Origin of the sequence: Burkholderia sp. AU31624 (genome assembly GCF_020420065.1) — a bacterium.
GTDB lineage: Bacteria > Pseudomonadota > Gammaproteobacteria > Burkholderiales > Burkholderiaceae > Burkholderia.
In genome coordinates this window covers 86,654-99,660 of the sequence record NZ_JAIZRT010000007.1, presented here as the reverse complement: position 1 = coordinate 99,660, position 13,007 = coordinate 86,654, and the positions used below count along the sequence as shown (strand labels likewise).

The following is a 13,007-nucleotide window of genomic DNA, read 5'->3' as shown; positions in this document are numbered from 1 at the left end:
ATACTTCGCGAGAAACAAACGAATTCTGCCCCGGCGAATATTGCATAAAACTCATGAATTACCGTCGCCTCACCCCGTCGATGTCGCTGCTGCTGGTGTTCGAGGCCGCCGCGCGGCATGAAAGCTACACGCGCGCGGCCGAGGAGCTGTCGCTGAGCCAGAGCGCGATCAGCCGCCAGGTGAAGACCCTCGAGGATCAGCTCGGCGTGCCGCTGTTCCGGCGCGAGGGCCGCTCGGTCAAGCTGACCGAGGTCGGGCGCCGCTACTTCAGCGAGCTGAGCGGCGCGCTGGGGCGCATCCGCGGCGCGACGCTGCAGGCGATGTCCCACCAGGCGGGCGCCGGCACGCTGCGGCTCGCGACGCTGCCCACGTTCGGCTCGAAATGGTTGCTGCCGCACCTGCACGATTTCTACACCGCGCATCCGGGCGTGACCGTGCACCTCCATTCGCGGATCGGCGGCATCGATTTCCTCAACGACGACCTCGATGCGGCCATCACCGTCGGCGCGGGCGACTGGCCGGGCCTGCACGCGCACCGGCTGTACAACGAGTTCCTGATCGCGATCGCGCCGCCGGACCCGGGCAGCGGCAGCCGACGCAAGGCCGACGCACGCACGCCGGCGTGGGCCGCGAAGCAGACGCTGCTCGGCGTGACGAGCAACCAGCAGGCGTGGGCGGAGTGGTTCTCGCACTATCGGCTCGACCATCGGCAGATGCGCATCGGCCCGAGCTTCGAGCTCACGTCGCACCTGATCCAGGCGGTGCGGGCCGGGATGGGGATCGGGCTCGTGCCGAAAGTGCTGGTGGAAGACGAGCTGAGCCGCCACGAGCTCGTGTCGATCGGCGACGCGATCACCAGCCAGCGCAGCTACTACCTCGTCTACCCGCCGGGGAACGAGACGCTGCCGTCGCTCGTCGCGTTCCGCGAATGGCTGCTGAAGTCGTGCTGAAACGCGGCCGTCGTCGGGCCGCTCAGGTGCGCCATTCGCCGAGAATCTGCTCGGCCAGGTAGTCGCACGGCGGGCGCGCGGACTGCGCGCTGCGCGCGAGCACGACCTCCATTTCGCCAAGCGGCGGCAGCCCGTGGCTTTCCGACAGCTGCACGAGATGATCGGGAACGCAGCAGCGCGCCAGCGGCGCGACCGCGAGCCCGGCCTCCACCATGCTGAGCAGGCCGAGGTGGCTCGGGCTCTCGTACGACATCCGGTACGGGATCTTCCGCCGGTTCAGCGCCTTGACGGCATGATCGCGCGCCGCGCTGCCGCCGTGCGTGAAAAAAGCCACCGGCAGCGGCCGTTCTTCCCACACATTGCGCTTCGGCGACCCGGCCCAGACGAGCGGTTCGAGCCGGATCAGCTCGCCGGTCACGCCCTTGATCCGCGTGAGGCACGCGAGGTCGACCGTGTTGTCCTTCAGCATCGGCACGAGCGCGCTGCTCGGCTGGCCGATCACGCGTATTTCCACGCGCGGATGCATCGCGGCGAACTTGCCGAGCACCTGCGGCAGCAGCGACGAAATGTAATCGTCGGGCACGCCGATCGTCACGCGGCCGCGGATCTCCGGGCGCACGACCGACGCCCAGGCCTCGTCGCGCATCGCCAGCATCCGGCGGCCGTATTCGGCGAGCATCGCGCCGTCGTCGGTCGGCGTCACGTTGCGCGTGTCGCGGATGAACAGCGGCTTGCCGAGCGCATCTTCCAGCGCCTTGATCTGCATGCTCACCGCCGACGGCGACCGGTGCACGGCCTGCGCGCCCTGCGCGAACGATCCGGATTCCGCGACGGCCACCACCATCGCGAGCACATCGAGGTCGAGCTTTTTCATCATCTTCAGAAAAACTGATTAATCGATTCAGTTTATCCCGTTTTACTGTTCTCCTCCACGGTCGGACAATGCATCTCGTCAGCCCTCACTCGTTGCAGGAATCTTCAGACATGCATACGTCCGGATCGCTCTACGGATTTCTCGTCATCGGCGGCATGCTCGCGGTCACGCCCGGGCCGAACATGGTCTACGTGATGTCGCGCTCGATCGCGCAGGGACGCACTGCGGGGCTCATCTCGCTCGGCGGCGTGATGATCGGCTACCTGTTCTACATGTTCGGTGCGGCGTTCGGGATCACGACGCTGTTCATGAGCGTGCCCTACGCGGGCAGCGGGCTGGCCGTGGTCGGGGCGGCATACCTGTTGTATCTCGCGTGGCAGGCTGTCAGGCCCGGCGGCCGCTCGCCGTTCGAGGTGCGGGCGTTGCCGAGCGAGCGCCCGCTTCGGCTCCTCGCGATGGGCGCGACGACCAGCGTGCTGAACCCGAAGCTCGCGATGCTGTTCATTTCGCTGCTGCCGCAGTTCATCGACTACGGGAACGGCAGCGTGCTCGGGCAATCGCTGTTTCTCGGTTCGCTGCTGATTACCGCGTTCGCTTGCGCGAACGGGCTGGTGGCGATCTGTTCGAGCCGCATCGCGACGTTCCTGCACGGGCGCCCGACGCTGCTGCTCGCGCAGCGCTGGGCGATGGGGCTCATTCTTGGCGGGCTCGGCGTGCAGATGGTGGTCGATGCGTCGAAGATGGCGGGCATGGCATAGTGCGCCAATCACGCCATCGAGCGTGACGTTGTCGAGCACGTCGTCCGGTGTCAGTCCCTCGGTCCGGCCGTCCAAGACGGCGGCCGTTGCGGCCACGCGCATGAATTGACGCCGCGAGGGCGCCGGCGGACGGATACCGATTGGCACGCATGCTCCTGTTTTCGCGGTTTTTCATCTCAGTACTACTGATTTGTAGCCACCGGAACCAGGACAGCCGCGCGCCGGTTTTACGCGAGATAGCCGGAAACGCCGTCCCAGAGCAGTTTCAACGCGGTCACCGCGAGCAATCCGTAGCAACTCCGGTAAATCAGGCGCTGGTCCAGCCTGCCGTGAAGCCGCCAGCCGCACACCACGCCGGCCGGAATGGCAAACAGGCACACCGCCATCAACGCCCAGACATTCGCGGTCGGCTGCACGATCAGCAGCCACGGCACCGCCTTGATCGCATTGCCCACGGTGAAGAACAGGCTCGTCGTTCCCGCGTACATCTCCTTGCTGAGGCCGAGCGGCAGCAGATACATCGCGAGCGGCGGACCGCCCGAGTGCGCGACCATCGTCGTGACGCCCGATGCAAGGCCGGCCGAGACGGCCTTCGGCGACGAACGCGGACGAACCGTCGGTTTCGCGCCGCCCCTCACCCACAGCCCGACGAAGACCAGCGTGACCACCGCCATCAACAACTCGATGGCGCGATGGTCGAGGAAGCGGAAAGCCAGGTAACCGAACCCGATACCGATCACCAGCCCCGGCAGGAGCAGCGCGAGGTCGGGCTTCGACCACGTCGACGGCTTCCAGTACCGCAGCGCGAACAGGTCCATCGCGATGAACAACGGGGCGAGCAAGCCGCCGGCCGTCACCGGGTCCATCACGAGTGACAGCAGCGGAATGCCGATGATCGCGAATCCGCCACCGAACGCGCCGCGCATGAACGCGATCACGAACACACCGGCAAACGCGATCAGGATCGTGGCCAGCGTCAATTGCAGGCCCATCGCAGCTGGCGTCGCCATCACGACCTCCCTACCGGTTCGATTCGCGGCATGACGGACAGCCACGGAGCGGGTCGCACCGGCTGCATCGCCGCACGGTGGATCCAGGTTGAACGCGTTGCACGCATGCTGCTTCTCCAATGGGATGCCGGGGAGACGCGGTACACCAACGCACCGTTGGCCGCACGGGCCGCACAAGCATGTCAGCCCCGGTACAATCGACTTGATGAAAGCAGAATGCACCGCCGTTCAACTCAGTGCAATTAAAACATTGACCTCGGTGCAATAATCATTGTTATCGGTGCAATCCATGTCGAATTCCGAGTATCTGCAATTGGCGGACGCGATCGCCGCCCAGATTGCCGACGGCACGCTCAGGCCGGGCGACCGCCTGCCTCCGCAGCGTCATTTCGCTGACCTGCATGCCATCGCCGCATCGACGGCGGGACGGGTTTATGCGGAACTGCTGCGCCGCGGCCTGGTGGTCGGTGAAGTCGGCCGGGGCACTTTCGTGTCGGGCGAGACGCGACGCGGGGCTGCTGCGCCGGGCGAGCCGCGCGGCGTTCGGATCGATCTCGAGTTCAACTACCCGACCGTCCCGGCCCAGACCGCGTTGATCACCAGAAGCCTGCGCGGATTGCACCGACCTGCTGAGCTCGACGCCGCGTTACGCGAAGCGACGAGTACCGGGACCCCGGCCATCCGAGGCGTTGCCGCCGCGTATCTGGCGCAGCATGAATGGGCCCCGTCGCCCGACCAGCTGGTGTTTACCGGCAACGGGCGGCAAAGCATCGCCGCGGCCGTTGCCGCGGTCGTGCCGACCGGCGGGCGCTGTGGCGTGGAAGCACTGACCTACCCGTTCATCAAGGGCATCGCGGCCAAGCTGGGGATCTCGCTGGTGCCGCTGGCGATGGACGAAGACGGCGTTCGGCCCGACGCCGTGCAAAAGGCTCACCGCGAGGCCAGGCTGTCGGCGATCTACGTTCAGCCAGCCATCCAGAATCCGCTGGGCACGACGATGAGCGCCGCTCGCCGCGCCGACCTGCTGCGTGTCGTCGACAAGCTCGACATACCGGTCATCGAAGACAACGTTTACGGCTTTCTCGGCGACGAGCCGCCGCTGGCCGCACTCGCTCCGGATGCCTGCATCGTGATCGACAGCCTGTCCAAGCGGGTCACGCCAGGCCTGACCCTCGGCTTCATCGTGCCGCCGCCGCGGCTGCGCGAAAGCGTGATGGCGTCGGTACGCTCGGGGGGATGGACTGCTTCCGGGTTCGCGTTTGCAGCCGCGCAGCGATTGATGCGCGACGGCACCGTGGCCGAACTCGCGAGATTGAAACGCATCGACGCCAGCGCGCGTCAGGCGCTGGCGATCGAGCGCCTCGCGGGTTTCGATGTCCGGACCAACGGCAAGTGCTATCACCTGTGGCTGACGTTGCCGACGCACTGGCGTTCGCAAGCCCTCGTCGCAGCCGCGGCCCGGCGCGACATCGGGCTGACGCCGTCGACCACCTTCGCCGTGTCGTCCGGCCATGCGCCGAACGCAGTCCGGCTCGCGCTGGCCGCGCCGAGCATGGATCAGCTCGATGCCGGCCTGCGCACGCTGACCGCGATGCTGAACGGCCGGGAGGACGATTTCGACGCGACCGAGTAAGCAGCGCGCGGATGCGTCGGTATGCACCGCCTCCCTGATTCGGTATCCGGATCAATATCAAGCCGTCACCGCCGACCACCCGCCAGCGGCGCCACGCCGTCACTTCGTCACTTCGTCACTTCGTCAGCAGCTCGGCCTCCAGCTCGCGCAGCCGTTCCGGAAACCGGACGCGCAGCACCAGGAACCACCCGAGTCCGATCGCCAGCAGTACGACGAACACATAAGGCAGCCACGCATAGACGCCCGCCGGCACCGGATACACGCTGCCGGCCAGCGGAATCGCGAGCAGCACGACCGCCACGACGCTGATCACCACATGCCGCGCACGCAGCCGGCGCTGCCGGCGCAGATAAAGCGGCGCGCCGATCGCCACCAGCACGTACGCAAGCAGCCAGCCGTACGTCGCGATCGAACTGAGATAACCATACGAATCGAGCAGCGCGGTGCCGCGCGCAGTGAACACCAGCGCGGTCACCAGCGCCAGCACCGCGATCAGCGCCACCGCGACGTGCGGCGTCGCATTCCGCTCGTGCGCCTGGCCCGTCGACGCATGCAGCACGCCCTGCCGCCCGAACGCATAGACGATCCGCGCCGCCGCATTGATCGACGAGAAGAACGCCGCGAAGAAACTCAGCGCCACGCCCGCATCGATCAGCACGCCGACCCAGCCGGCCCCGAGCCGATGCGCGAGCACCGCGAGCGGGCCGTCGACCTGATCGAGCGGCGGCGTCTGCCCGTGGAACGCGCTCACCATCCCGTACGCGCCGATCACGAACAGGATCGCCGGCCCGACGACGCTGATCAGCACCGCGCGCGGAATCGCGCGGAACGGGTCACGCGCCTCCGCGCCGAGCACGGTCGCACTCTCGAACCCGGTGAAGCTGAAGAACGCGAGCACCATCCCGAGCTGCAACTGCGTCGGCTTCACGCCTTCCAGCGTCAGTTGCGCGCGATCGACCGGATGCCCGCCGAACGCGATCGTCCCGACCACGACGACGGCGATCAGCAGCAGCGTCGCGAGTTCGACGAACAGCGTGAAGCGCGTGGACAGCCGGATGTCGCGAAACGCGATGTACCACGCGGCGAACGCGGTGACGACCGTGAGCCCGAGCACCGCGCCGAGCGGCGTCGCGCTGCCGAGCAGCCCGGTCTCGCGGCCCAGCACCAGAAACGTGTTGATCGTCCCCTGCAGGATGCCCGCGGCGGCCACCGCATAGGCGATCAGCAGCGACCACCCGCAGATCGCGCCCCAGACCGGCCCGATGCCGGCCGACACGTACGCATACAGCGCGCCCGGCGACGCCGAATCGCGCGCGAACACCGAGATGCTCCACGACGCGAACAACAGCGCGACGATCGCGAACAGGTAGGCCAGCCACGTGCCGTTGCCGGCCGTCGCGAAGACGGCGGGGATCAGCACGCCGATCCCGCCCGACACGCCGACGAGGCCGATCGACTGCGCGATCAGCTCGGGCAGGCTCAGATAGTTGCGCCGAAGGCCGCCTGCCTGCGGCACGGTAGGGTGCGCAGGCAATGCCTGCGCGGTGCTTGCTGGATGACTCATCGATTTATCTCGTCAGGAATGAAGCAAGGCCGCGCAGGCCGCCTATACAGTGGTGCTAGCTGCCAATGAGGACAATGCGGCCACCGGGTTTCCTCGCCCATGTTTCGTCGCGGGAAATACGCCGGCACGATCCGGCTAATTCCAGGAATGGCGCGCGGGCTTCACGCCGTTGAGGTAGTAGTTGCCGATCGCGTGATACTTCCAGCGCACCGGGTCGTGCAGCGTATGCACGCGCGCGTTGCGCCAGTGGCGGTCGAAGTTGTATTTCGCGAGCGTCGACTTGCTGCCGCCGAGCTCGAACAGCTTGCTCGCCGCGAGCAGCGACACCTCGGTCGTCGCGATCTTCGCCTCGCCCACCGCGATCGCGGCCTGCGCCACCGTTTCCTCGCTCGGCTCGCGTTTCGCCGCATCGACGAAGCGCCCCGAGCGCGCGAGCAGCGCTTCGGCCGCATGCAAGCGGTACGCGATGTCGCCGATCTGCGCGACCGTCAGCGGATCCTCGCTCGCGCGTTCGACGCCGCTGTCGATCCACGGGCGCGCATGCTGCTGCACGAACGCGATCGTGTCCTGCAGCGCCGCGCGCGCAATGCCGAGGTCGATCGCGGCGGTCGTGATCTGCGCGAACGGGCCCGCGAAGGTCGGGCGGTCGTACGAACGCTGCGTGTGGAAGATTTCGAACGGGCTCACGCGCACGTTCTCGACGATCACCGTGCCGCTCGCGGTCGTGCGCTGCCCGAAGCCGCTCCAGTCGTCCACGACCGTCAACCCGGGCGCGCCCTGCCGCACGAACGCGAGCACGGCCTGGTCCGACTCGTCGAGCGCGAGCACCGGAATCCAGTGCGCGAACAGCGTGCCGGTCGAATAGAACTTGCGGCCGTTCAGCACGAACGCGTCGCCGTCGCGGCGCACACGCGTCTGGATATCGAGCACGTTCTTGCCGCCCGCTTCCGAGAACGCGTTCCCATAGCGGGTGCCCTTCAGCACGAGATCGAAGAAGAAGCGCTTCTGCGCGTCGCTGCCTTCGAGGCGGATGTCCTCGATCAGGCAATAGTGGTTCTGCGGGATCTGGCCGAGCGAGGGGTCGGCCTGCGAAACGATCGCGATCACTTCCGCGAGCGTCACGTTCGACACCTCCGCGCCGCCGTATTCGCGCGGCACGGTGATGCCCCACAGGCCGCTCGACGAGAACAGCTCGATCTCGTCGAACGGCAGCTTCCGCTCGCGGTCGCGCAACGCGGCGTGCTCGGCCAGTCGTGCCGCGACCTGGTGCGCGACGTCGAGTGCCTCGGCATCCGAGCCGATGACGGGAACGGGAGCGTGTGGGGTGCCCGCTTGCGGTTGCACGTTTGCTTCGATGATTTCCGTGGACATGTGATTTCCGGCAAAACTCATGAACCGGCCGGCGGTGCCGTAAAGCCTGCGCCAGCCTCCTATTTCGATATCCGAAACGTAAAACCTGGATGACCCGCTAGAGCGGCCGACGTCATCCGGTCGGTCGGCCTGCGCGCGGCATGCGTGAATGCGCGCCGCGCACCGGCCCCCGCATCACGCGGCAACCGCCTGCCGCTGCGCCTCGAGTTCGCGCACGAGCGGCAGCACGCGTTGGCCGAAGTACTCGACTTCCTCGATGAAATGCAGGAACCCCGCGAGCACGAGGTCGACACCGATCGCCTTCAGCGCGACGATGCGCTCGGCGATCTGCTGCGGCGTGCCGATCAGGTTCGTGCGGAAGCCGTCGTTGTACTGCACGAGATCCTCGAACGTCGACTTCGCCCAGTTGCCGTCGCCTTCGGGCGATGCCTTGCCGGCTTGCTTCACCGCGTCGCCGAACGCGTGCACGGCCTCGACGTGCGCGTGCCGGATGATGTCGTCGAGCACGGCCTTCGCCTCTTCCTCGGTATCGCGCGCGATCACGAACGCGTTGACGCCGATCCGCACGCGATGGTTGTTCGCCGCCGCCTTCGCGCGGATGTCGTCGATCTGCGCCTTCAGGTTCTCCGGCGTATTGCCGTTCGTGAAGTACCAGTCCGACACGCTCGCCGCGTTGTCGCGCGCCGCCCGCGAGCTGCCGCCCTGGAAGATCTCCGGATGCGGCTTCTGCACCGGCTTCGGGCTCAGCGTGTAGTCGTTGAAGCGGTAGAAATCGCCCTTGAACGTGAAGTTGTCCTGCGTCCAGATGCCCTTCAGCGCCTGGATGAATTCCTTCGAGCGCCGATAGCGTTCGTCGTGCTCGAGCCACGGCTCGCCGATCGCGGTGAATTCGCCCTTGAACCAGCCGCTCACGACGTTGATCGCGATGCGCCCGTTCGAGATGTGGTCGATCGTCGCGAGCTGCTTCGCGACCACGGCCGGATGCCACGGCCCCGGCAGGATCGCGGCGAGCACCTTGAGCTTCGTCGTCGCATGCAGCAGCGCCTGGCTGAACGACACCGACTCGTGCTGGTATTCGGCGCCGTAGCCGGCCGTGAAGCGGATCTGGCTCAGCGCGTAGTCGAAGCCGGCCGCCTCGGCCGTGCGCGCGAGCTGCTGGTTGTATTCGAGGCTCCAGTCGGTGCGCTGCTCGATCGTGCTGACGACGAGGCCGCCGCTGACGTTCGGCACCCAGTAGGCGAACTTGACGCCGTCGGCGGAAGAGTCGGGATGGCTCATGAGTGTGTCCTGGTCGGAAAAGAAAACGCAGGCGGCCTACGCGGCCGCGACGGAAAGCGCATGCGGGCGCAGTTGCGGCACCGCGCGATCGACGGCGAGCGCGATACGCGCGCGCAGCGCCGGGTTCGTGATCTGGTACTGGTCGAAATCGCTTTCGGACGCATACACGCCGATCGGCAGCGTGCGGGCCTGGAAGAAGCTGAACAGCGGGCGGAGCTGATGATCGATCACGAGCGCATGACGCTCGCTGCCGCCGGTGGCCGCGAGCAGCACGGGCACGTCGATCAGCGCTTCGTGATGCACGAGGTCGAACAGGTGCTTGAAGAGGCCCGTGTACGACGCGCGATACACGGGGCTCGCGACGACGAGCGCATCGGCCGTCTCGATCGCGCGGATCTGCGCGTCGAGGTCGGCCGGCACCTGCGCGCGCGTCAGCGCGCCGGCCAGCCGGCCACCGATCTCGCCGAGTTCGATCAGCCGTGTTTCGATCGGCAGCGCGGCGCCGAGCGCCGCGACGATCGCATCGGTCAGCGCCAGCGTGCGCGACGGCCGTTGCAGGCCGCCCGATATCGCGACCACGTTGATTGCATTGCTCATCGGTTGCATTCCCATTGTCGAGTCGGGTGCCGACGCACCCATCACGTCATGGGTCAGCAAGGAGCGTGCCATTTCGATGATCGAGCGGGAAACCGATCGTCTGCATGACGAAATGCATCGCGATCGACCGCCAGTCGCGGCGCCGCCGTTGTTCGCGCACGTCGATAAGCGTGCCAGCGATGGCGTCACAACCATATTCCACAGTGCGATGAACTCGAGGAAACAACGCTGCTGATCCGCTGCTGCGTGATCAGCAGTGCGATGTGCGGCAGGCAGGTATTTCCGCTTCGACACGGATTCCGGCAGGCGCACGACGTCCATCGGCACGCGTTGGCGCCCGCTTTTCCCGTTCACGCGCCGGCGCGACGCCTCCCACCGTTGCAGTAGCGCCGGCATGGCTGCCGCATCGTCGCGTTGCGTGCCGCCGATCGCCGTGCCGCGCGACCGTGCCGTGCGCGACTGCGTCCAGCGCAGCAATCCCGCATTGGTTATCAGAAATCGATGTTTCCCGCGTTGCGCGAAACGTTGAACACTCTGCTGATCACGCAGCACCCGGCCAGCAACGCCCGCCGCGGCCTGACCGATTTCGTGCAGCCACCCGACACATTCATCGCCATGACACCCATTTCCGTATCGCCGCGCGCGGAAGGCCTGCGCGTCGTCGTGCCGCCCCGCGACGAACCCGCTCCCCCTGACGCGCTGCAAATCGCCGAGCGCCTGGCGGCCGGCTTTGCACGCACCGCGGCCGAGCGCGACCTGCAGGGCGGCACGCCGAAGGCCGAGCGCGATCAGTTGCGCGACAGCGGCCTGCTCGCGCTGAGCATCCCCGCCGCCTACGGCGGCCTCGGCGCGAGCTGGCGCACGACGCTCGACGTCGTCCGCGTGCTCGCGGCCGCCGACAGTTCGCTCGCGCACGTGTTCGGTTTCCACCACTTGATGCTCGCAACGGTGCGGTTGTTCGGCGCGCCCGCGCAGTGGGAATCGTGGTTCGAACGCACCGCGCGCCAGCGGTGGTTCTGGGGCAATGCGCTGAATCCGCTCGACGCGCGCACGATCAGCCGCTCGCGCGGCGCATGGCATGAATTCAGCGGCCAGAAGAGTTTTTGCTCGGGGGCGCTCGATTCGCAGATGCTGATCGCGTCCGCGCACGATGCGCAGACGCGCGCATTCCTGATCGCGGCAGTGCCGACACAGCGCAGCGGCATCTCGATCGCCGACGACTGGAACAACATCGGCCAGCGCCAGACCGACAGCGGCACGGTCACGTTCGAGAAGGTGCGCGTCGAGGATCACGAACTGCTGACGGACCCCGGCCCGCTGTCGACGCCGTTCGCGTGCCTGCGCCCGCTCGTCGCGCAGCTCGTGCTGACGAACGTGTATCTCGGCATCGCCGAAGCCGCGTTCAACGACGCGCGCCACTACACGCTGCACGAGGCGCGGCCGTGGCCCGGCGCGCAGGTCGCGAGCACCGGCGACGATCCGTACATCCTCGGCCAGTACGGCGAATTCTGGGTCGGGCTCGAAGCCGCGCGCGTGCTCGCCGATCGCGCGGCGGACCGGCTCGACGCCGCATGGTCGCGCGATGCGGCGCTCACCCAGGCGGAGCGCGGCCAGGTCGCGCTCGCCACGGCCGCCGCGAAGGTGTCGGCCGCGCGCACCGGCCTCGATCTCTGCACGCGGATGTTCGACGTCGCCGGCGCCCGCGCGACGCACGGCGCGCTGCGGCTCGACCGACATTGGCGCAACCTGCGCACCCACACGCTCCACGACCCGCTCGCGTACAAGATTCGCGAGATCGGCGAATGGGCGCTCAAGCGAACCTATCCGACGCCGGGCTTCTACTCGTGAATCACACCCCTACCGATGCGTGGCCCGACGCCGCGCCCGTCCTCACGCTGCCCGACCGCCCCGCGCTCGCGACATCCATTCGTGCCCGCGCGCAGGTGTTCGTCGATCCGCGCTCGGTCGCGCTGCTCGACCGGATTCGTCTGGTCGCGCCGAGCGACGCGAACGTGCTGATCGTCGGCGAGACCGGCACCGGCAAGGAACTGATCGCGCGCCACGTGCATGGCCTCAGCCGCCGCAGCAGCGGGCCGTTCATCGCGGTGAACTGCGGCGCCTTCTCCGAGACGCTCGTCGAGAGCGAACTGTTCGGCCACGAGAAAGGCGCGTTTACCGGCGCGTTCAGCGCGAAGCCCGGCTGGTTCGAGGCCGCGAACGGCGGCACGCTGTTTCTCGACGAGATCGGCGACCTGCCGCTGTCGATGCAGGTCAAGCTGCTGCGCGTGCTGCAGGAGCGCGAGGTCGTGCGGCTCGGTTCGCGCACCGGCGTGCCGATCGACGTGCGCGTGGTTGCCGCGACCAACGTGGATCTGCAGCAGGCCGTCGCGAACGGGCAGTTTCGCGGCGACCTGTTCTACCGGCTCAACGTCGTGCAGCTCGCGGTGCCGACGCTGCGCGAACGCCCGGGCGACATCCTGCCGCTCGCACGCCACTTCTTCGACGACTACCGCAGCCGCCTCGGCTACGGGCCGCGCAGCATCGACCCGCGCGCCGAGCGCCGGCTCGAGGCACACAGCTGGCCGGGCAACATCCGCGAACTCGAGAACGTGATCCATCACGCGTTGCTCGTGAGTCGGAACGACTCGCTGCAGGAGGCCGATCTGCATATCGCGTCGCCGGGTGTGCCGACGGCCGCCTCGAGTACGTCGGCGCCGGAACCCGACCCGGCCACCGGCGCACAAGCCGCGCTCGAACGCGCGCTGCGCGACCTGTTCGACGAGGATCACGGCAATCTGTTCGAGCGCATCGAGGACACCGTGATGCGCGTCGCGTTCGAATTCAGCCACCGCAACCAGATCCAGGCCGCACGGCTGCTCGGCATCAGCCGCAACGTGCTGCGGGCGCGGTTGATTCGCGCGAAGGAAATTGCGGCGATGAAGTAGTCGCGTATGGGGGCGCACCGCTGCCTC

The 13,007-nt window shown here is 67.5% G+C and carries 12 protein-coding genes; 6 read left to right on the top strand and 6 right to left on the bottom strand.

Annotated features, from left to right (window positions below):
• Positions 1 to 53 precede the first annotated feature (53 nt).
• Positions 54 to 950: a LysR substrate-binding domain-containing protein gene (locus LGM89_RS25015; RefSeq protein ID WP_226274273.1), complete on the top strand. Its 897-nt coding sequence runs from the start codon at positions 54 to 56 to the stop codon at positions 948 to 950.
• A gap of 22 nt (positions 951 to 972) precedes the next feature.
• On the opposite strand, the gene LGM89_RS25010 is transcribed toward LGM89_RS25015, so the two are convergent.
• Positions 973 to 1,824, bottom strand: a complete 852-nt coding sequence (locus tag LGM89_RS25010; protein ID WP_206139231.1) for a LysR substrate-binding domain-containing protein — start codon at positions 1,822 to 1,824, stop codon at positions 973 to 975.
• A gap of 110 nt (positions 1,825 to 1,934) precedes the next feature.
• Here LGM89_RS25010 and LGM89_RS25005 point away from each other — a divergent pair, with 110 nt between their 5' ends.
• Complete coding sequence (locus LGM89_RS25005) at positions 1,935 to 2,582, top strand: LysE family translocator (RefSeq protein ID WP_089498982.1); 648 nt, start codon at positions 1,935 to 1,937, stop codon at positions 2,580 to 2,582.
• 227 nt (positions 2,583 to 2,809) lie between these two features.
• Here LGM89_RS25005 and LGM89_RS25000 read toward each other — a convergent pair whose 3' ends face one another.
• Entirely contained in the window at positions 2,810 to 3,712 is a 903-nt protein-coding gene (locus LGM89_RS25000) for a sulfite exporter TauE/SafE family protein (RefSeq protein ID WP_226274271.1), read from the bottom strand.
• Between the two features lie 169 nt (positions 3,713 to 3,881).
• On the opposite strand from LGM89_RS25000, the gene LGM89_RS24995 reads away from it, so the two are divergent.
• Positions 3,882 to 5,225, top strand: coding sequence for a PLP-dependent aminotransferase family protein (locus tag LGM89_RS24995; RefSeq protein WP_226274269.1), 1,344 nt, complete (start codon positions 3,882 to 3,884; stop codon positions 5,223 to 5,225).
• Between the two features lie 115 nt (positions 5,226 to 5,340).
• Here the strand turns inward: LGM89_RS24995 and LGM89_RS24990 are convergent, their stop codons facing one another.
• The 4 genes from LGM89_RS24990 to msuE form a co-directional block, all read right to left on the bottom strand.
• Complete coding sequence (locus LGM89_RS24990) at positions 5,341 to 6,789, bottom strand: APC family permease (protein ID WP_226274267.1); 1,449 nt, start codon at positions 6,787 to 6,789, stop codon at positions 5,341 to 5,343.
• A gap of 135 nt (positions 6,790 to 6,924) precedes the next feature.
• Entirely contained in the window at positions 6,925 to 8,160 is a 1,236-nt protein-coding gene (locus LGM89_RS24985; RefSeq protein ID WP_226274265.1) for an SfnB family sulfur acquisition oxidoreductase, read from the bottom strand.
• Positions 8,161 to 8,334: 174 nt separating this feature from the next.
• Complete coding sequence (sfnG, locus tag LGM89_RS24980; protein ID WP_226274264.1) at positions 8,335 to 9,438, bottom strand: dimethylsulfone monooxygenase SfnG; 1,104 nt, start codon at positions 9,436 to 9,438, stop codon at positions 8,335 to 8,337.
• A gap of 36 nt (positions 9,439 to 9,474) precedes the next feature.
• The gene (gene msuE / locus LGM89_RS24975) at positions 9,475 to 10,035 is read right to left on the bottom strand and encodes an FMN reductase (protein ID WP_069250299.1); all 561 of its coding nucleotides are present in this window, start codon (positions 10,033 to 10,035) and stop codon (positions 9,475 to 9,477) included.
• Between msuE and LGM89_RS24970 the strand changes: the two genes are divergently transcribed.
• From LGM89_RS24970 to LGM89_RS24960, 3 genes are all read left to right on the top strand, one after another.
• A complete protein-coding gene (locus tag LGM89_RS24970; RefSeq protein WP_226274262.1) occupies positions 10,019 to 10,270 on the top strand; it encodes a hypothetical protein in 252 nt (83 codons plus the stop codon). The genes msuE and LGM89_RS24970 overlap by 17 nt on opposite strands.
• A gap of 380 nt (positions 10,271 to 10,650) precedes the next feature.
• A complete protein-coding gene (locus LGM89_RS24965; RefSeq protein WP_413227482.1) occupies positions 10,651 to 11,883 on the top strand; it encodes an acyl-CoA dehydrogenase family protein in 1,233 nt (410 codons plus the stop codon).
• Entirely contained in the window at positions 11,880 to 12,980 is a 1,101-nt protein-coding gene (locus LGM89_RS24960; protein WP_226274258.1) for a sigma-54 interaction domain-containing protein, read from the top strand. Before LGM89_RS24965 ends, LGM89_RS24960 begins: the two co-directional genes overlap by 4 nt.
• Positions 12,981 to 13,007 lie beyond the last annotated feature (27 nt).